Source organism: Sinimarinibacterium flocculans, from assembly GCF_003201205.1.
Classification (GTDB): Bacteria; Pseudomonadota; Gammaproteobacteria; order Nevskiales; family Nevskiaceae; genus Solimonas; species Solimonas flocculans.
Genome location: NZ_QICN01000003.1, coordinates 26270 through 46209, shown reverse-complemented (window position 1 = coordinate 46209; position 19940 = coordinate 26270). Strand labels below are relative to the sequence as shown.

The 19940-nt window shown below is 70.7% G+C and carries 15 protein-coding genes; 8 read left to right on the top strand and 7 right to left on the bottom strand.

The window, feature by feature from the left end:
* Window position 1: 1 nt before the first annotated feature.
* The 6 genes from bcsG to C8D93_RS06695 all read right to left on the bottom strand — a co-directional run bounded on the left by bcsG (window position 2) and on the right by C8D93_RS06695 (window position 7715).
* Complete coding sequence (gene bcsG / locus C8D93_RS06720) at window positions 2–1537, bottom strand: cellulose biosynthesis protein BcsG (RefSeq protein ID WP_170123933.1); 1536 nt, start codon at window positions 1535–1537, stop codon at window positions 2–4.
* 10 nt (window positions 1538–1547) lie between these two features.
* Window positions 1548–4082, bottom strand: coding sequence for a UDP-forming cellulose synthase catalytic subunit (bcsA, locus tag C8D93_RS06715; RefSeq protein ID WP_110264410.1), 2535 nt, complete (start codon window positions 4080–4082; stop codon window positions 1548–1550).
* On the bottom strand, window positions 4079–4798 hold the full coding sequence (bcsQ, locus tag C8D93_RS06710) for a cellulose biosynthesis protein BcsQ (protein WP_170123932.1): 720 nt from the start codon (window positions 4796–4798) through the stop codon (window positions 4079–4081). Before bcsQ ends, bcsA (C8D93_RS06715) begins: the two co-directional genes overlap by 4 nt.
* A 238-nt stretch (window positions 4799–5036) precedes the next feature.
* Complete coding sequence (locus C8D93_RS06705; protein WP_110264408.1) at window positions 5037–6596, bottom strand: BcsE family c-di-GMP-binding protein; 1560 nt, start codon at window positions 6594–6596, stop codon at window positions 5037–5039.
* A complete protein-coding gene (gene bcsR / locus C8D93_RS06700; protein ID WP_110264407.1) occupies window positions 6593–6784 on the bottom strand; it encodes a cellulose biosynthesis protein BcsR in 192 nt (63 codons plus the stop codon). Before bcsR ends, C8D93_RS06705 begins: the two co-directional genes overlap by 4 nt.
* A 118-nt stretch (window positions 6785–6902) precedes the next feature.
* The gene (locus tag C8D93_RS06695; RefSeq protein WP_110264406.1) at window positions 6903–7715 is read right to left on the bottom strand and encodes a hypothetical protein; all 813 of its coding nucleotides are present in this window, start codon (window positions 7713–7715) and stop codon (window positions 6903–6905) included.
* 155 nt (window positions 7716–7870) lie between these two features.
* Here C8D93_RS06695 and bcsD point away from each other — a divergent pair, with 155 nt between their 5' ends.
* The 8 genes from bcsD to C8D93_RS06655 all read left to right on the top strand — a co-directional run bounded on the left by bcsD (window position 7871) and on the right by C8D93_RS06655 (window position 19294).
* The gene (gene bcsD, locus C8D93_RS06690) at window positions 7871–8347 is read left to right on the top strand and encodes a cellulose biosynthesis protein BcsD (RefSeq protein ID WP_146216532.1); all 477 of its coding nucleotides are present in this window, start codon (window positions 7871–7873) and stop codon (window positions 8345–8347) included.
* A 10-nt stretch (window positions 8348–8357) separates the two neighbouring features.
* Complete coding sequence (locus tag C8D93_RS06685) at window positions 8358–8783, top strand: hypothetical protein (protein WP_110264404.1); 426 nt, start codon at window positions 8358–8360, stop codon at window positions 8781–8783.
* 5 nt (window positions 8784–8788) lie between these two features.
* Window positions 8789–10945: a UDP-forming cellulose synthase catalytic subunit gene (gene bcsA / locus C8D93_RS06680; RefSeq protein WP_110264403.1), complete on the top strand. Its 2157-nt coding sequence runs from the start codon at window positions 8789–8791 to the stop codon at window positions 10943–10945.
* A 99-nt stretch (window positions 10946–11044) separates the two neighbouring features.
* Complete coding sequence (locus C8D93_RS06675) at window positions 11045–13216, top strand: cellulose biosynthesis cyclic di-GMP-binding regulatory protein BcsB (RefSeq protein ID WP_110264402.1); 2172 nt, start codon at window positions 11045–11047, stop codon at window positions 13214–13216.
* A 6-nt stretch (window positions 13217–13222) separates the two neighbouring features.
* Window positions 13223–14350 (top strand): cellulose synthase complex periplasmic endoglucanase BcsZ, encoded by a 1128-nt coding sequence (gene bcsZ, locus C8D93_RS06670; RefSeq protein ID WP_110264401.1) that lies wholly within the window; start codon window positions 13223–13225, stop codon window positions 14348–14350.
* Window positions 14338–18336: a cellulose biosynthesis protein BcsC gene (locus tag C8D93_RS06665; RefSeq protein WP_110264400.1), complete on the top strand. Its 3999-nt coding sequence runs from the start codon at window positions 14338–14340 to the stop codon at window positions 18334–18336. The genes bcsZ and C8D93_RS06665 overlap by 13 nt, the downstream gene beginning before the upstream one ends.
* Entirely contained in the window at window positions 18333–18716 is a 384-nt protein-coding gene (locus tag C8D93_RS06660) for a tetratricopeptide repeat protein (protein ID WP_110264399.1), read from the top strand. The genes C8D93_RS06665 and C8D93_RS06660 overlap by 4 nt, the downstream gene beginning before the upstream one ends.
* Before the next feature lie 56 nt (window positions 18717–18772).
* Window positions 18773–19294 carry a CC0125/CC1285 family lipoprotein gene (locus C8D93_RS06655; RefSeq protein ID WP_211307238.1) on the top strand — a complete coding sequence of 174 codons (522 nt, stop codon included), beginning with the start codon at window positions 18773–18775 and terminating at the stop codon, window positions 19292–19294.
* Between the two features lie 22 nt (window positions 19295–19316).
* Here the strand turns inward: C8D93_RS06655 and C8D93_RS06650 are convergent, their stop codons facing one another.
* Complete coding sequence (locus C8D93_RS06650; RefSeq protein WP_110264398.1) at window positions 19317–19844, bottom strand: nuclear transport factor 2 family protein; 528 nt, start codon at window positions 19842–19844, stop codon at window positions 19317–19319.
* Window positions 19845–19940: the final 96 nt, after the last annotated feature.

Here is a 19940-nt window from a genome sequence, read left to right as displayed (position 1 = left end):
CTCAGTCCAGCAGGGTCCAGCTGCCGTCGGGGGTGCGCATGTGGAAACTGCCGCCGACGCGCATCACGACGGTGCCGTCGTTCTCGGCGACCGCATCGGTCGTCGGCAGGCCGGCAAGATGGCGGTCGAGCCCGCTGCCATCCGCGTAGGGGTTGTCGGCGATCAGCTGCGCCAGCAGCTGCGACAGGCCGAGGTAGCTCATCGGCGCGTCGATCCGCTGCTGCGGCGATTCGCCGCGTGCGGGGCCGAGCACCTCGATGCCCGTCGGCGCATGCGTGATCGGCCAGCTCGGAATCTCGCGCAGCCCGGACATCTGCCGGCGCTCGCCGCGCAGGGCGGCGCCGTGTTCCGGCACCAGCACGACGACGACGCGGCGGCCGGACTGCGCGAGCAGGTCGAGGAAGCGGTTGGTGTCGTCGAGGAACGTGCGCAGCCGCCGACGGTAACTGTCGACGACGTTGCTCGCACGATAACCCTCGATGCGGTTGCCGTCGTGCAGGCTGGCGCCGTTGTAGTAGAGCGCAACGCGATCGGCAGGCATGCGCAGGCGCCGCTGCCACCAGTTCGCGAGCACGTCGTAGTCGCCAAGAATCGGCGAGCCGTCGAAGGCCCGCTGCGTCACCTGCGCCCCCGGATCGAGCGTCATCGTCGCCGCGGTGCCGAGGTTGCCGGCGATGTCGCCGTGGAAGCCGCCGAAGCGGCCGTCGTGGTTCATCTCCCATTGCACCTCGAAGCCGGCGTGCTCGATCTGGGCCATGAGCTGGCATTCGGGTGCGGGCGCTTCGTACAGCGACTCGTGGCGGGGCTGGCCGCAGGTGCCGCGCAGCAGGCGGATCGCCGCCGGGCCGCTGTAGCTGGCGGCGGTATTGAACTGCGTCATCAGCACGTCGAGGCGCTGGATCAGGCGGTCGTCGGCCATCTCCACGAGCTGCATGTCGTCCCAGCCCAGCGAACAGATGTGCAGCAGCACGATGTCGAACGGTGGCCCGTCGGCCGCGTCGGGAAAGCGGACCCGTCGCGGTGCTTCGGAGACGAAGAAGCTGTTCAGGCGCGTGGTCAGCGTCTCGCGGCTGAGTGGTTGCGGAGCGGCGCCACCCTCGGCCATGAGCACACGCGGTTCCAGCCACTGCTGCACCAGCGGCAGCAGCGGCGTCGTCAGGATGCCGATGAGCGCGAAGGTGCTCATGCGCAGGCGGTGTGCGAGCAGCAGCCAGACCAGGATCACGACGACCATGCCGCCGAGCATCGCCGGGTTGACCAGGCGCATCGCCAGATCGACCAGGTACGCGCCTGAGAACGTGGCGACGTCGCCGGCGGTCTGCAGCACGCGGCCGATCGGCGGCAGGAAGGTTTCCGAATAGAGCAGCGCCGCGCCGGCGCCCACGGCCAGGCACAGGCGCGCGACGCGCAGCAGGCGCATGCGCAGCGGCCACGCGACGAGCGCGAACAGCCCGAGGTTCCACCACAGCGCGAACTCGATGTAGCCGCCGTAGTACAGGAACAGCTTGAGCAGGAAGTAGCAGCTCCAGAATCCCATGGTCGTCGCGTCAGTCGGCAGCGGGACGGAAGAGGAAGCGCAGCGGCGGCAGCATGTCCCTGAGCAGGCGTGCGCCGTTGCCGAGTACGCGCGCGTAGGCATTCGCGCCGAAGCCGAGCACCTCGAACAGGCTGGTCAGGGGACGATCGTCGGGCGTCGTGTCGCTCCAGCCGGACCACGCATCGGCGCGGCCGAAGGTGCAGGCGATCAGGGCGCGCTCCTGCGCGAGATCCATGGTCGCGAACTGCAGGCCGAGCTGGCGTTCGCGCTGCTGCGCCGCATGCGCATGGAAGACATGTTCGCGCAGACCGTCGCGCAGGCCGACGGCGAGCGGCGTGGCCGGTGCCACGTCGACGCCGGGTGGCAGCAGCAGTCCGAGTCCCTGTGTCGAGTAGTCCTCGGTGCGGCAGGCGATCGCGCGACCGTCGGCGAGATAGAGCGTCGCCGGCATGCGCAGCGGGACGCGGTGGGCCACGCGCACCTGGCGCGTCTCGGCCGCGACACCGAGCGCGGCGCCGAGCATGATCAGGTTGTAGGTCGTCCACACCAGGTTCATCAGGACGGTGCCCGGTTCGTCCGCGTTCCACCAGAACAGGCGCACGATGCCGACGACGAGGCCGATGAGGTTCGCGGTGGCCAGAACGACATAGGGCAGGGCGATGCGCCAGTCGAAATAGGTCCGGTCGACCAGCCCGCCCTTGGCGGTGACGTTGAAACTCCCGGCGCGGGGATTGATCAGAGCCAGCGTCGTCGGCCAGGCGATATACCAGGCGAGGACCGACTCATAGGCCTCGGCCCAGAACGAATGGCGGTAGCGGCCCTGCATGCGCGAGTTGGCGATGCCGGCCTGGAACAGGTGCGGCAGCACGTAGACCGCCAGCGTGGTCGCCGCGGCATTGATCACATGCAGTTCGGCGTACAGGTAGGCCAGTGGCGCAGTGAGGAAGACCAGCCGCGGCAGGCCGTGAAAGAAGTGCAGCATCGCGTTGGCGTAGCACAGCCGTTGCAGCAGGCTCAGGCCGCGGCCGAACAGCGGGTTGTCGAGGCGGAAGATCTGCGCCATGCCGCGCGCCCAGCGGATGCGCTGTCCGATGTGGCCGGACAGGCTTTCCGTCGCCAGGCCCGCGGCCTGCGTCAGCTTGAGGTAGGCGGTGCGCCAGCCGCGCCGGTGCAGCTTGAGCGCGGTGTGCGCATCCTCGGTCACCGTCTCGACGGCGATGCCGCCGACCTCCATCAGCGGGCCGCGCCGCAGCACCGCGCAGGAACCGCAGAAGAACGTCGCGTTCCACAGATCGTTGCCGTCCTGCACCAGGCCGTAGAACAGGCTGCCCTCGTTCGGAATCTTGCGGAAGGTGTGCAGGTTGCGCTCGAACGGGTCCGGCGAGAAGAAGTGATGCGGCGTCTGCAGCATCGCGCACCGCGGGTCCTTGAGGAACCAGCCCACCGTGGTCTGCAGGAAGGACCGCACCGGCATGTGGTCGCAGTCGAAGATCACGACCAGCTCGCCGTCGGTCTTGCCGAGTGCGTGGTTGAGATTGCCTGCCTTCGCGTGTGCGTTGTCGGGCCGGATCATGTAGCGCGCCCCGCTCTGCTCGGCGAAGTGGCGCATCTCGTCGCGGCGGCCGTCGTCGAGGATGTAGACGCGCAGCTTCTCGGCCGGCCAGTCCATGCCCAGTGCGGCCAGGACCGTCGGCCGCACGACCTTGAGCGGTTCGTTGTAGGTCGGAATGAAGACGTCGACGGTCGGCCATGACGCGGTGTCGGCGGGGAGCGACACGGGCTTGCGGCCGAGTGGCCACGCATTCTGTACGTAGCCCAGCACGAGGATGAGCCAGGTGTAGCACTCGGCTGCGATCAGTCCCATGCCGAAGAACCACTCGAAGCCCGGCTCGAGGTCGATGGTCGAGGTCAGTCGCCACCAGATGTAGCGGCTCGATGCCGCCAGCGAGAAGCACACCAGGATCAGCGTCGCGACGTTGCCGGGCATCCGCCGGATCACCAGCGCGCTGAGCCACATCAGCAGGAACAGCGCCAACTGTTCGTGTGGCGCCAGCGGCGTGGTCGCACAGACGGCCAGCAGCGTGATCGTCACGATCGCCACGGCGGCACTGGCCAGTCGCGGCATGCGCCCGAAGCGGCCGGCCATCGCCATGACGTGCGCATCGGCGCGGGAGAAATCGAAGCGGTCGAGCCAGCGCTCGAATCCCCGCAAGGGCGCGAGCGCGGCGTGACCGAGGGCGGCGGCGCCATCGAACACGGCGGCCAGCGCCCGGACCAGATAGACGCGGCTCGCGTCCCCGTCCTGCGCGCGGGGCGGTCTGTGCAGGAACAGAGCCCGCAGCCAGTTGCGCAGGGTCCACGGCGACTCGACGCCCAGCGGCCGTGCGAACCACACGAGCAGCGGCATGGCTGCTGCCTTCAGCCAGCCCGGCAGCTCGCGCGTCTGTTCGGGGGGCAGCACGAACAGGCGCAGCAGCCAGGCACGGGCGCTTCGCGGATCGGCCACGCCGAGTTGCGTCGCCATGGCGCGGAGCACGACGGTCATGGCGCCGAGGCCCCCAGCCGATGCAGCAGGCGCGTGCACAGCTGCTGCAGGTCCTCGGCAGCCTGGCTGTACGGGGCGTCGACCGGCAGGGCCCGGTTGCGCGCCTGCGCGTCGGCGATCGCGGTGTCGCGGTGCACGACCTCCTGCAGCAGGCGCGCACCGAGCCGGTCGCGCAGCAGCAGCAGCAGGTCCTGCTGCAAGGGGCGCTGCGGATCGAAGGCGTTGACGACGAAGCGTGCTTTCGCCGCCTGCAGTCGCTCGACGCGGTCCAGCGTCGCGTAGGCGATCGGTTCGGCGCTGACGACCACCAGGACGTGATCCGCCGCGCCGGCGGCGTGCAGCGCGAGCACGGAAGGCAGCCGCGGCGTGTCGACGAGGACGATCGTGTCGTCGGGCACGGCCAGGCGTCCCAGTTGCTCGCGCAGCCAGCCCGGCCGTTCGGCGAGTTCGCGCTCGAAGCGCAGCAGCATGGGCAGCGGCGGCGTACCGAAGGGCAGGATGCGCACGCCGTCGCTGTTGGACAGTGCCGTCGCCGGCCAGTCGCCGTCCGGCGCGTGGCCGATGCCGTGCTCCGGTGCGGCGGTCGCACCCAGATGCAGGGCCAGCGCATTCGCCGGATCGAGGTCCAGCGCCAGCACCGCGCGTCCGCGGCGGTGCAGGGCATCGGCGAGCCCGGCCACCAGCGTGCTGCGGCCACAGCCGCCGGTGGCAGCCACGAGGCTTACGAGGACGATGTCCGTGCTCCTGCGGTGTCGGCCGACGGTGCGGGCGGCGAGGCGGGCGCCGGCTCCGCAGGCACATGGGGCATCAGCAGTACCGGGCGCCAGGCGCGTCCGAGCAGATACCGGCGAAGCCGTCTGAGCCGGGGATGCCAGCGACGGGGGCGCGTGAGCGCGTGCAGCGCCAGCCCCCCCGCCAGCCCGAGAACCAGGCCGAAGACGACGATGGCCGTCGTCACCGCGCGCTCTCCTGCAGTGCCAGCGGCGACTGCAGCAGGCTGCGCATGCCCGGCTCGGCGCGGACTGCGGGCCTGTGCGTCGCCGTGGCGGCGCGCGCCGCGATCCGTTCCAGTGCCGCGAGAATCGAAGGCGTGTCGGCCAGGCGCAGCTGGCCGTCGAACAGCTGCTCCACCGGCGCCTGCAGGATGTGGCCGAGAGCTGCGTCGACGTCTCCGGGCCAGCAGCCGTACAGCAGCAGGTGCAGCGTGTCGCCGTCGATGCTGAACAGGTCGCCCGTGCGCGTCGGCCGACACTGCGCCCGGGCGTGGGCGGCGTCGGTGGAAGGAGCCAGCGACAGGCCGACGAGGACGCACTCCAGGCCGGCGTCGCGTGCCTGCAAGGCCATCGCGCGTGCCTGCACGGCGAACGCCGCAGGCTCGCGGAATCCGCCCAGCGGCGGCGGAATGGCGGTGCGCAGGGCAGCCTCGAAGTCGTCGGACAGGGGACGCGAGTACGGGATGCCGTCGAGCTGCGTCAGGACGGCCTCGACACGCTGCGGCGGGGTGACGATGGCGTGGGCACCCAGTGACAGCAGCAGCCGCACCTGCCCGTGGCGCAGGCGAAAGCCCTGCTCGCAGACCAGCAGGCGCACGCCGCGTCCGCAGGCCATACGCAGCCGGTGCAGCCGACGCGCCAGCGTCCGCAGCTCCCTGCCCGAAGCGATGCCGAAGACGGCACTGGCGGCGACCGCGCCGGCCATCCGTCGTTCGACGGTCGCATCGTCGTCCAGCACCGTCCACGACGGCGACGGCGTGTCTCCGGCAGCGGTGCGCGTGATCAGCACGTCGTGACGATCGTCCGCGGCGAGCATCCGTCGCCGCCAGTTCTCGGCTTCGGCAACGAGGTCCGGCTCGCAGCGCAGCCGGCCATCGCTGCCGAGGCCCAGCCGCAACAGCCCCGCCGTCTGGCGCGGGTCCGTTCCGCTCCATTGGCGGGTCTCCCAGAGTGCATCGCGTGCGTCGCCATGCAGGAGCGCGAGCCCGCCGAGTGCGGGATGCCGCGCGGCGAGTTGCTGGGCATGGCCTTCGCCCGAGCCCTGGCCGCCGAACAGCAGCACCATGCTGGTCCGGCACAGACGGGCCCATGCCTGATAGAGCCGGGCGAACCCGGCCAGGGCGGCGCCATCGTCCCAGCGGAAGGCCGGATGCGCCGGCCACAGCCACACCAGCGCGTTCTCGCCGCAGCCGAAGGCGTCGAGTTCGTCGAGCAGCTGCGCGGGGCCGAGGCGTGCCGCCCGGCTGCTGCGCGGTGTCCAGCCGAATACGCGCAGGCTGCCGCGCCGGTGCGCGCGCACCGGGTCGAGTCCGGCCGCGCTCAGGGCGGCGCAGGTGGATTCGGGATCGCTCACGACCAGCGCGATCCGCCGCCGGGTCGCCAGCGCGGCGCCCGTCGCCCCGACGGTGAGCGCGGTCGCGAGCGCCTGGTCGGGCGCCGACAGCGCGTAGAGGTGGCCGGGCAGCACCTGCCCCAGCGGTGCGGGCAGCCCGTCGATGCCGATGCCGGCGACTGTGCTCATGCCGGGCCCGTCCCGGGCTCCGGCCGGTGGCGTTCGCGCACGGCCTCGAGCCAGGGCCAGCGCCCGAGCGCCTGCGCCAGGGCGCGATCCCGGTTCAGGTCGACGTAGGCGAGTCGCGGTTCCATCGCCAGCCGGCGTTGCAAGGTGGCGATGTCGTCCGCGGCCGGCGGGTCGGTTTCGTGCTGCATCGGAAGAGCTTGCTCAAGCGCTGCGGGGGCCGCAAGTCGTGGCTGCCCACCACTACGTTGCGCGGCCGCTGCGCGGATGCAGTCGCCTGCCGGAGCGGATGCCGGAGCGGGCGCGCAGTCAGCCCGGATTGAGCTGGAACAGCGTAGCGTTCGCGGCGCTGGTCGTGACGATGACCAGCGTGACGTCGTCGCCGTCGTGGCGCAGCGTGGCGAGCCCGGATTCGAGGCGTGCGGTGGCCGAGCCCGCGCATTGCACCTGCAGCGATGCGCCGTACAGGTTGTACGGCTGGTCGATCAGCGACAGCCGGCCACTGTAGTTGCAGCCGTCGGCATCCTGGCCGAACAGGTCGCCGCCCTCGCTGATGCCGAAGCTGGCCGTGGGCGTGCCGAAGTCGTCCTCGTTGACCCAGGTGCCGGCCACCAGCGGCAGGTCGGACCGTCGCTCGTACTGGCTTTCGGAATAGCCCCAGGAGATGTTGCCGCTGTCGACGACGCCGCTGCTGCCCTCGACGCTGGCGGCATAGCTCATCAGGATGCGCTCCTCGGGATCGAAACCGCCTTCGGCAGTGATCGCGAGAATCCGCACCTGCTCGGAGGCTTCCTCTTCGTCCTCCGCGGGCGGTGGTTCGCTGCGCTCGAACGCGCGTGCCTGCCACGCCAGATCGCGGTCGCCGGTTTCGTAGCGCCCGCCGGCGATGAAGTCGCCGTCGGCGTCGAAGGCAAAGATGCGCTCGGCATTCACCAGCGCGGTGACCGGAATCGAACGTGCGGCGGCAACCGAACTCAGTGTCCCGGTGTAGATGCCGGCCGGTGCCGGACTCGGCGGGCGCACGACGGGCACGTCGATCGAGTCGATCTGCGAACCGCAGGCCGTCAGCAGCAACGCCGGCAACAGGGCGGACAGAGGCTTGGTTCGGGACGTCGGGCGCATGCGAAGGCTCTCGGCAGGGCGATGGAATTTACCAAGGACGACACTGATCCCGTCGAGGGCGGTATGTCTTATCCATACGAAATCGATGCCTTTGCGAGCAGTTTTCCGGAAAATGCTTCATATTCGGCAGTATGCCCGAGGAAGCCCGTTCGCAGATGGACCCCCGCAGTCTCGACTACCTGAAGCAGCGCCGACCGTCCGAGACGGTCGAGCCCCTGTTGCGGGCGCTGTCAGCGGAACTCGCGACGCAGGTGCCCGAAGGCCAGTTGCGCGCGCTGGCCTATCTGGCCGGCCGGCGCTTCGGGACGCAGCAATCCATCGGCGAGATTCGCACGCTGGTCGAGTTCGAGGCCTTCGCCAACGACGTGCTCGGCCGGCTGGACTGGGGCTGGATGAGCATCGAGGAAGGCACCGGCGCGGTCGACATCCTTCATGGCTGCGCGCCGCTGCAGCGGTGGTTCGGCGACGGCGGCGTGCCCTGGGCCCCCGGCTTCTTCGAGGGCATGTATGCCGAGTGGATGCGACAGCTCGGTGCCGGCGAGCGCCTCGACGTGCGACAGATTCTCGGCGGCACCGGGTCCGCCGAGGTGATGCGCTTCCGGCTCGCACACGAGTCGAGTTTCGGCCAATAGGGAAACAGGCATGAGCGGCAAGCAGGACAAGGCATTCGACGACGTCGGCTCGCTGGTGAATCAGCTCGATCTCGGCGGCATGCGCTACCGGGAGTTCGGTGCTGCGCGCAAGCCGGCCGAGCACCAGCCCGCCGAGCACCGGCCGGCGCCCTCGGCGCCCGACCCGTCCGCGACCGCCGCGCGACCGCAGGCGGCGGAACCGCAGCCGGCTGCGGATACGAGCCGGTTGCGAAGCGTCTCTGCGGGCAGCCCGCTGGCCTTCACCTTCGAGCGCCTGCGACGGCAATCGATCGCCAGCCACGTACGCTCGCCGGTGCTGGTCCTGGACCTGCCCGAGCGGCATGCCGTCCACGCTGATCGTCTGCCGCGCAACGCGCGGCCCCTGCGCGAGCTGTTCGCGGCGCTGGACATCGATCCGCAGCAAGGCGGCGGCTGATCCGCATGCCCGCACCGCGCGATGGCGGCGGCCGGCTGACCGGCGTCGGCTGGCTGCTGCTGGCCGTGCTGTTCGCCGTGCCGGCCTACGTGGTGGTGGTCACGCCCTTCGCGCTCGAATGGCAGGCCCTGTGTGCCGTGGTCATGATCGGCGCTGCGCTGCTGATGCGGCACGCGAAGAGCCGGCAGATGCTCATCGCGCTGATGGTCGTCTCCCTGCTGGCCAGCAGCCGGTATCTCTACTGGCGCCTGACGCAGACGCTGCCGATCGGTCCGCAGTTCGACGGCTGGGATCTGTTCCTCGCATCCGGCCTCGTGTTCGCCGAGCTGTACGCCTACGTGATCCTGCTGTTCGGCTTCGTGCAGACGGCGTGGCCGCTCGGGCGCAAGCCGGTGCCGCTGCCCGAGGACGAGTCGAGCTGGCCGACGGTCGATGTCTTCATCCCGACGTACAACGAACCGCTCAAGGTCGTGCGGCCGACGGTCCTGGCGGCGCTGGCGCTCGACTGGCCGCGCGACAAGCTGCGCATCCACGTGCTCGATGACGGCCGTCGCGAGGAGTTCCGCACCTTCTGCGAGACCGTCGGCGTCGTGCATGTCACCCGGGCCGACAACAAGCACGCCAAGGCCGGCAACATCAACGCCGCACTGAAGAAGACCCATGGCGAGCTGATCGCGATCTTCGACTGCGATCACATCCCCACGCGCTCCTTCCTGCAGTTCACCGTCGGCACGATGATGGCCGACCCGACGGTGTCGCTGGTGCAGACGCCGCACCACTTCTTCTCGCCGGACCCGTTCGAGCGCAACCTCAACACCTTCCGCAAGGTGCCCAACGAAGGCGAGCTGTTCTACGGGCTGATCCAGGACGGCAACGATTTCTGGGATGCCTCGTTCTTCTGCGGCTCCTGCGCGGTGCTGCGCCGCACCGCGCTCGAACAGATCGGCGGCATCGCCACCGAGACCGTCACCGAGGATGCGCACACCTCGCTGCGCATGCACGCGCGCGGCTGGACCAGCGCCTACATCAACATTCCGCAGGCGGCGGGCCTGGCGACCGAGTCGCTGTCCGCGCACGTGGGCCAGCGCATCCGGTGGGCGCGCGGCATGGCGCAGATCTTCCGCGTCGACAATCCCTTCCTAATGAAGGGACTCAAGGCGGGGCAGCGCATCTGCTACGCCAACGCGATGATGCACTTCTTCTACGGCCTGCCGCGGCTGATCTTCCTGACGTCGCCGCTGGGCTATCTGCTGCTCGGTGCCGACATCATCGCCGCGCAGGGCTGGATGGTGCTGGCCTACGCAGCGCCGCACGTGCTGCTGGCGACCATCACCAACAGCCGCGTGCAGGGCAGGTTCCGGCATTCGTTCTGGTCGGAGGCCTACGAGACCGTGCTGGCCCTGTTCATCCTGTGGCCGACGCTGCTCGCCTTCATCAATCCGCGGCTCGGCAAGTTCAACGTGACCGCGAAGGGCGGCATCGTCAACCGCGACTACTTCGACAAGGACATCGCGCGGCCCTACTACTTCCTGTTCCTGCTCAACGCACTGGGCTTCGCCGTCGGCCTCGTACGCTTCTTCACCGACGCCGAGCATGCCGACACGGTGCTGCTCAACGTCGGCTGGACGTTCTACAACCTGCTGATCATCGGCTGTGCGCTGGCGGTGGCTTCCGAGCGCCGCCAGGTCCGTCACTCGGTGCGCGTGCGCGTGCGCTTGCCGGCACTGCTGCGCCGGCGCGGCGCGCAGCAGACCTTCGAGGTGTCGACGCTCGACGTCTCGGATCGCGGCATCGCGCTCGACCTGCCGGAGGCGCTCAACGTCGAACCGGGCGAGCCGGTGCAGGTCGTGCTGATTCCGCAGCGCTCCGACGTCTGGCTCGACGGCTCCGTGCGCCGCGCCGGGCACGGCATGCTGGCGATGGAGATCGGCGAGATGAACATCGAGCAGGAGAGCGCCCTGGTGAATGCGCTCTACGGCCGCGCCGACGCCTGGCTGCAGTGGCGCGACATGCGCGCCGTCGACCGGCCGCTGCTCGCCCTGCGCGAGGTGGCGCGCTTCGGGCTGCTCGGCGGCTTCAAGTTCACGCGGTGGCTCGGCGGCGAAATCGTCCGGCTTGTATCGCCGCGGCGTCAGGGAACAGCGACTCAGGGCGATGGCTGAACCAGCGCGGCACCGGCCTCCGGGCGCAGGTGCCGCGGCGGATCGACCGCGACGCGGCGGACAGGGCAGCGAACCGTACACACAGATTCGAAAACCGGTATGAGCATTCACAGAGCATTCGAGAAGGCGGCCATGCGGACCTTGTGCGCAGGGCTGCTGCTGGCCGCGGGCGCGCAGGCGGCGATCGCCCAGGGCCCGGCCGGCGAACGCGAGGTCGAGCTGCGTTTCGAGGATCTGGGCGTCGACTACCCGATCCGTCTGCGCACGGTGTTCGGACAGGCATCGCTGCCGCTGGACCTGCGTGCGAACGAGATCGTGACCCGCGCCGAGCTGGAACTGCGCATCGCGCACTCGCCGTCGTTGCGCTTCGACCTGAGCCATCTAAGCGTGGCGGTCAACGACCAGATCATCTGGACACGCCCGCTGGAAGCCGCGGATGCGTCCGGCAAGGTTGTGACGATTTCGCTGGACCCGCTGCTGCTCGTCAGCCGCAACCAGATCCGCTTCGACTTCGTCGCGCACTACGCGAAGGAAGGCGAGTGCGAGGACCCGACGCATTCGACGCTGTGGGCGGACATCTCCAACGACAGTGTGCTGCGGCTGAGCCTGCGCACGCTCGATCTGCCGCCGACGCTGGAGAAGATGCCCGCGCCGTGGTTCGACGCCGCCGAGCGCGGTCGCCTGCGCCTGCCGTTTGTCCTGCCGGGCGATCCGGGTCTGGAGACGGTGCGCGCCGCGGGCATCGTCGCGGCCTGGTTCGGCGCACAGGCGGACTATCGCGGTGCGGATTTTCCGGTGCAGTTCGGTGCGGCACCCGCCGGGCACGCGGTGCTGTTCCAGCTCGGCGGGACGGAGCCGGCCCTGCGCGCGATCCGCAACCCGGGCGATGCCGATGGCCGGCTACTCGTGTTCTCGGCGCCGGACGAAGCCGGACTGGTGCAACTGGCGCAGGGCTTTGCGCTGGGCCACGTGCTGATGCGCGGCGACAGCGCGCGCCTGACGCGGATCGAGCTGCCGCCGCCGCAGGCGGCCTGGGCCTCGCGGCGCTGGCCGGCGCTCGACCGGCCGTTCGCGCTCGAACCCTATCTGCTCGGTCCGTCGACGGTCGCCGGTCTCGCGCCCGGTCCGATCGTCTACGAGTTCGCACTGCCCCCGGACGTGTTCTTCCTCGGTCGTAGCGGTGCGTTCGTCGATCTCGACTACCGCGCCAGCCGCGCCGGCAATCCCAAGTCCTCGCTCAACCTGCTGCTCAACGGTCAGTACCTGGGTTCGACGCTGCTCGATGCCGGCGGCGAACGGCGCGCCGAGACCGAAAGCCGCGCGCTCGACGTCGAGGTGCCGCCGCAGCTGCTGCGCGGCAACAACCGGCTCGTCGCGCAGTTCGAGTTCCTGCGCGACACGAGCAAGGCCTGCGAGGATTTCCGCGCCGCGACGCTGCAGGGCGGGATCGATCCGCGCAGCGCGCTGAAGATCGCCCGCCATGCGCACTTCGCCGAGATGCCGGCCCTCGAGAAGCTCGTCAACGGCGGTTTCCCGTACTCGAAGTTCGCGGATCTCTCGCAGACCGCGCTCGCGCTGCCGGAGAATCCCACCGAGGCGGAAGTGTCCGCCGCGCTGATCGTGCTCGGCCATATCGGCCGCTGGACGCAGGATGCAGCGACGCGCGTCGAGGTGCTGCCGCTGTCCGTGCTCGACGAGGCGGTCGACCGCGACCTCGTGCTGATTGCCCCGGCCGGCGCGGCGACCCTGCCGCCGGCGCTCGACGAAGCCGGCGTGCTGAAGCTGCACGCGGACGGCGCCGAGCTGCGGACCGCATCGAGCCTCGCCGCGCTGCAGGGACGCATCGAGGGGCGCCTGCTGCGCGACGCCGAGCGTGTGGCGGCCCGCGTGCTCGTGCAGTCCGGCGGTGCGCTCGGTTCGCTGCAGCAGTTCGAATCGCCGTGGCAGCGCGGTCGCAGCATCGTGGCGCTGCGGACGACGGCGGCCGCCGACCCGCGCGATGTCGCCCTGGCGCTGACCGATCCCGGACGCAACCAGTACATCGAGGGAGGGCTCGTGCTGGTGACGCCGCAGCAGGTCAGCGGCTACCGCGTCGGCGACAGCTATGGCGTCGGCCGTCTGCCCTGGTGGTATGCGCTCACGCGCTGGATGCGGCATCACCCGTATCTGCTGGTGCCGCTGGCGCTGGCCATCGCGCTGTTGTTCGCGGCGATCGCCTCGCGGCTGCTGCGGCGGCATGCGGCAGGCCGTCAGCCGAAGACGGGTGCCTGAGCGCCGATGCGGCTGCGACTGCTCCTGCTGCTGGGCGTGCTGCTGACGCAGCCCGCCTGCGCAGAGCGTCCGGCGCGAGCCGCCGACGCAGGCTGGCCGGACTGGCAGGCCTTCAAGACCGCTTTCGTCAGCGACGACGGCCGCGTCATCGACTGGACCACGGGCGCGCGCACGGTTTCGGAGGGGCAGGCCTACGGGCTGTTCTTCGCGCTCGTGGCCAACGACCGCGAAGCGTTCGCGCGCATCCTGCGCTGGACCGAGCGCAACCTCGCCGACGGCGACCTGTCGCGCAAGCTGCCGGCGTGGCTCTGGGGCACCGCGGATGACGGCACCCGCAAGGTTCTCGACGCCAACCCGGCGACCGATGCCGACCTGTGGATCGCCTACAGCCTGCTCGAGGCGGCGCGTCTGTGGCAGCAACCGCAGTACGCGGCCGAGGCGCAGGCGATCCTGGCGCTGGTGCGCCGGCAGGTGGTCGAGCGCCGCGCCGACGGCACGGCACTGCTGTTGCCGGCGCCCGACGGCTTTCGCCTCGAGGATCGCGTGCGCCTGAATCCTTCGTACACGATGCCGGCGCAGTTCCTGCGTTTTCACGCCGTCGATCCGGACGGACCGTGGTCGGCGATGGTCGAACAGTTCCCGGCGATGCTCGCCGAGCTCTCGCCGCTGGGCCGCGTGCCGGACTGGTCGCAGTACCGCGAGCGCCGGCACGAGATCGATGCGGACAAGGGCGGCGTCGGCAGTTACGACGCGATCCGCGTCTATCTGTGGGCGGGACTCGGGCCGGCCGGGCACCCGGCGCTCAAGGCGCTGCAGCCCGCCGTCGCCGGTTTCGCGGTGCTGACCGAAGAGGCCGGCCGCGTGCCGGAGAAATGGTCGGCGCGCAGCACCTGGATCGAGGGTGACGGTCCGGTCGGCTTCGACGCGGCACTGTTGCCGTTCTATCGCGCGCTCGGCGAACAGGCGCAGCTCGAGCGTGCCCGCGCGCGCGTCGTCGCCGCACGGCAGGACGGCGTCTACGGCAGTCCCGCGCGATACTACGACCAGGTCCTGGTGCTGTTCGGCAAGGGCTACGACGACGGTCAGTACCACTTTGACGGCGAAGGGAGGCTGGTGCCGAAATGGAAGCGCTGAAGCGCAGTCTGATCGCCGCGGCGCTGGCCTTCGCTGCTGCGGCACCGCTGCCGGCAGCGGCGGTGGATGCCGCCGCCGTCGAGCAGCTCGTCCGCCAGGCGCAGTTCTGGGAAGCGCGCAACCGCCCCGACCTCGCCCGCGACGCGTGGACGCGGGTCATCGAAGCCGACGCCGACCACGTGCAGGCGCTCGAGCGGCTCATCGACCTCGAGGCCCGGCAGGGCAGCGCGCAACGTGCGGCCGAATACGAGGCACGGCTGCGTGCGGTGGCGCCGGACTCGGCGGCGCTGCAACGCCGGGCACAGGGCCTGCCGGCCGGCGCGGATCGCGAGACGGTCCTTGCGCAGGCACGCAGTCTCGCCCGCGCCGGACGCAGCGCCGAGGCGATCGCCGTCTGGCGGCCGCTGCTGGACGCGCAGGGGGAGCCGCCACCCGAGCTGGCGGTGGAGTACTACGAGACGCTCGCCGGCACCGACGAAGGCTGGAGCCGCGCGCGCGAGGCGCTGGCGCGACTCAGCGGCGCGCGTCCCGACGACCGGCGCGCGGCGCTCGCGCATGCACGCGTACTCAGCTATCGCGCGGCGACGCGGCGCGACGCCATCCGTCGCCTGGAGGCACTCGGCGAGAGTCCGTCGCCGGTACGTGCCGACGCGCGCGTCGCCTTGCGTAATGCGCTGCTGTGGCTGGAGGCGGGCGAGCAGGACCGCGCCGCCTACGAGCGCTACCTGCAGTCGGCCGGCAACGATGCCGAGATCGCGGCCAAGCTCGACGGGCTCGACGCCACGGCGCAGGCGCGCCGTCGCGCGGAGGCGGACGTGCAGCGCGCCGAGATCCTGCGTGCGGGATACGAGGCGCTGGACGCCAATGATCTCGACGCCGCCGATACCTTCTTCTCCAACCGGCTCGGTAGTCACCCGCGCGAGGCGGACAGCCTGGCGGGGCTCGGTCTGGTACGGCTGCGCCAGCAGCGTTTCGCCGAGGCCGAGTCGCTGCTCGGCCGTGCGGTGGCGGCGCGTCCTTCGCTGCGCGGCAATCTGACCGAGGCGATCGACACCAGCCGGTACTGGCGGCGCGTGACACAGGCGCGCGCCGCGCGCCAGGCCGGCCAGTGGCGCGAGGCGGCGACGCTGTTCGCCGCCGCGGTGCAACAGCGGCCCGACGGCGATTCCGACGTGCGCCGCGACTGGGCCGAGGCGCTGCGCGAATCCGGCGACGTGCAGCAGGCGGAGCGCGTCTTGCGCGAAGGTCTGCGGGCGGCGCCGGGCGATGCCGCGCTGATCGGCGAGTACGCCGACCTGTTGCTGGCGCAGGATCGCGAGGCCGAACTCGACGTTCTGCTCGCCGAAGCCGACCGACGCGATCCGACGATGCTGCGCGAGGTCCGCGTGTCGCTGTTGCGCACGAAGGCGGCGCGCGCGCTGGAGCGGAACGATCGCGCCGGCGCCCAGGCGCTGCTGCAGCAGGCGCTCGCGGCCGACCCGCAGAGCCCCTGGGTGCGCCTGGACCTGGCGCGCCTGTACCGCGACATCGGACGCACGGCAGAGGCGGACTCGCTGCTGCAGGCGCTCAGCGAAACGCCGGACGGCGGCGACCCGGACACGCTGTTCGCGCAGGCCTATGCCCTCGCCGACGCGCAGCGCTGGTACGAAACGCTGATCGTGCTCGAACGCCTGCCGGCATCGGCGCGCAGCGCCGACGCGGTGTCCCTGCAGCGGCGCGCATGGATCCAGTACCAGTTGCAGCGTGCCGGTCAGGCGGCCGTGCTGGGCGAACCCGGCCGCGCGGTCGAGATCCTCAATGCGGCGATCGCCGCCGCCGGCAACGGGCCCGAACACGCCTCGGCGATCGCCCAGGGCTGGCAGGCGCTCGGCGATCCGGCGCGCGCCGTGGCGGCACTGCGCCGCGCTTTCGCGCAGAGACCGCCGTCGGCCGGGCAGTCGATCCAGTATGCGGCCCTGCTGCTCGAGCTGAACCAGGATGCCGAGTTCGAGGCGGTGACGACCGATCTGATCCAGTCCGGCAGGACGAGCGCGGCGCAGCGTCTGGAACTGGAAGACCTGATCGTCGGCTACCGGATCAAGCTGGCCGACCGGCTGCGCGAAGGCGGACGGATCGCCGAGGCCTATGCCCAGCTCCGCGAAGTCGTGCTGCGCTACCCGGACCAGCCGCGCGTGCAGAGTGCGCTGGCGCGGCTGTTCACGTCGGCTGGCGATACCGACAAGGCGCTGGCGATCGGTCGCGCACTGGTGCGCAGCGTGCCCGACGATCCGGTGGCGCGCGCCAATGCGATCGATGCTGCGCTGGCCGCCAACGATCGCGAATCGGCGGCGACGTGGATCGAAACCGCACGCGAGCGCTGGCCGGACGATCCGGCCTTCGTGCGCGCGGCGGCGCGGCTGGCCGAACAGCGCGGCAGCCGCGCCGAGTCGCTGCGCCTGCTGCGCGAGGCCACGGCGCTGGAGGATCGCGTGCGGCGCGAGTCCGCCGTACCGGAACTGATGCTCATCGGCAGCGACGGCGCTGCGCGCGAGGGTCTGCCGCAACCGGTCTTCGACCTGCTGCGCGAGGACGGCGCCGAGAGCGTCGGGCCGCTGCTGCCGCGTGCCGGCGACCGCGGACCCACGCCTGCGCCGATGCCGCTGAGCGGGCGGCGCTACCGTCTCGATGCGACGCTCGACCAGCCCAGGTCGCCGGCGTCCACGATGCGCGCCGGCAGCAGGCCGCCGCTGCGCCTGCAGCTCGACGACGGCGCCGCGACGGCTGCGTGGCCGGGCCGGCCGGCGATGCGCGCCTCGGCGCCGACGATCGACGAGGAACTGCGACGGCTGGAGGCCAGTGTCGGAGCGTGGGCATCGGCCGGTCTGGCGAGCCGCAGCCGGCGCGGCGAATCCGGCCTGTCGCGCCTGCTGGCCATCGAGACGCCGCTGGATCTCGTCGGCCCGGAATGGGAACTGGGACGCCTGGGGCTGCGCGTGAAGCCGGTCGTGCTCGACGCGGGCGAGGTGTCCGGCGAGCGCAACAAGCTGCGCTTCGGCACGCTGGCGCTGATCAACGGCGAGTCGGACGACCTCGACCAGTCGGCCGACGGCGTGGCCGTGTCGCTGAGCTACCGGGTCGGCGAGTTCAGCGCCGATATCGGTACCACGCCGCTGGGCTTCGAGGTCGAAAGCCTGGTCGGCGGCCTGCGCTGGCAGACGCGCCTCGGCGAGGCGTCGCAGTTGTCGGCCGAGTTCGCGCGGCGCGCGGTCACCGACAGCTACGTCTCGTACGCCGGTGCCTACGATCCGCTGACCGGACGCAGCTGGGGCGGCGTCGTGCGCACCGGCGGGCGTCTCGACTACGCCTACGACCTCGACAGCTACGGCCTCTACGTCAACGGAGCGTACTACGGGCTCAGCGGCCGCAACGTCGAGGAGAACTCGGTGCTCGAGTTCGGCGGCGGCCTGTTCTTCCGCGTCGTGCAGAGCGCTCGCCATGGCGACCTGACCGTCGGCGTGAACCTGACGAGCTTCGGCTACGACAAGAACCTGCGGCATTTCACGTTCGGTCACGGCGGTTACTTCAGCCCGCAGTTCTTCACCACGGTGGCGCTGCCGCTGACCTGGGCCGGCCATCGCGGGCGCCTGGACTACCGGCTCGAGGCGGCGCTGGGCCTGCAGTCCTTCCGCGAGGATGGTGCGCCGCTGTTCCCGGGCCGCGCGTCGCTGCAGCAGGAACTCGAGGAGATCGTCGAGTTCGAACCGACCAACGAGATTCCGCTGGGCTACGAATCGCAGAAGAACTCCGGCCTCGCCTACAAGTTCGGCGGTGCGCTGCAGTACCGCGTCAACCCCAAGCTCAGCGTCGGCGGCGTCCTGTCGCTCGACAATGCGCGCGACTACGAGGAGAGCCTGGTGCACTTCTACCTGCGCTACGACTTCGCCGACCGCAGCGCGGAGCCGGGTACGCTGCTGGCGCCGGACCTGACCCGTGGAGCCCTGCCATGACCGGACGCCTGCTCGGGCTGTGTCTGCTCGCCGCGACGGCGGCCCATGCCGACGACGAGGCCACCGCGCTGCTGGAGGCCGGCTACGTCGACAGCGCGATCGCCGAGTTCGAGGCGCGCCTCGGCTCGAATCCCTACGATGCGATCGCGCTGAACAACCTTGCCGTGACGCGCGCGCGGGAGGACGATGTCTTCGCGGCGTTCGACCTGCTCGACCGTGCCGCGCGGTTGGCGCCCGAGCATCCCGTGATCGGCGAGAACCGCGCGACGCTGCGCACCTGGATCATGCGGCGCATCGAGACGGCCGATCGCGGATCGGGAGTGGTCGTGCCGGAACCGCAGGCAGTGCTCCCGCCGCCGCCGGACCTGTGGGTGCCCTGAGGCGCCAAGGCGTACTCTTCGGTCCGTGCCGTCGTGCGTCCTGACCGGAGATCACCATGCGCCGTTCGTTTCTGCCGCTCCTTGCCGTTGCATGGCTGCTTGCCGGCTGTGCCACCCAGGCGACGCCCTACCAGCCGGTCAAGAACGGCTACGGCTACTCCGAACAGAAGCTTGAGGAGGATCGCTACCGCGTGAGCTTCTTCGGCAACACGCGGACCGACTATGAGACCGTGACCGATTACGTGCTCTATCGCGCCGCGGAGATCACGCTCGACAACGGCTACGACTATTTCGTCATGGTCGACCGCTCGACCCAGGGGACGCAGCAAGCCGGCAGCGCACCGACCGTCGGTATCGGACTGGGTGGCTTTCGCTTCGGCGGCAGCGGCGGGTTCGGCATCAGCGTCGGCACCAGCACGCCGGTCGGCAGTGGCCGCGGCGAGGCCTACCGCGCCACGGCAGACATCCAGCTGCGCAAGGGCAGCAAGCCGGCCGACGACGTGCAGGCCTTCGACGCACGCGCGGTCAAGGCCAACCTGCAGGAGACCATCCGGCGCCCGCCACTGCAGCCGCGTTGAACGCGGCTGTGGCGCGGGACGGTCAGTCCGGCAGCTTGCGTTCCAGCATCGCGATCAGCTTGCGCTTCATCGGCACGACCCAGTTGGCCTTGAGCGTCGGCGACAGCAGGCCGGCGTCCTCGAGTTCGTCGCACAGGTGCATCTGGTGGGCGAGGTCGAACAGGTCGAGCTGCTCGGTGAACAGACCGTCGTCGCCGACGGTGATGAAGGACACGCCCGGCGTCTGGTAGTAGCTGCCGTCTGCGCGCTGGCCCGGGCCGCGGTTCCACCAGTGCGTGATGATGCGGTTGCCGTGGGTGGCGTAGCGCTCGATCGGAAAGCTCCAGCCCTCCCAGCCGACCTTCATGTCGCGACCATAGTGGGTTGCGCGGATCTCGTCGCGCGAGGTCGCGCGCACCAGCATCGTGCCGGCGTACTCGCAGACGTACTCGCAGCGCTCGGCGTAGAGGGCGTCCGCGATCCATTCCCACTCGTTGCGCGCCGCGGCCTCGACGAAAGCGGCCTGCATCGCCGCTGCGCGCGCCGCGACCTGTTCCGGGCCGATGCCCATGTTGCGTTCTCCGGATACCAATGCCTGTGCCGGCATGCTCGGACGCCGCCGCCGGCCCCGCATCACCCGTCTGCGGGAGGGTTGCGGGCGACGCCC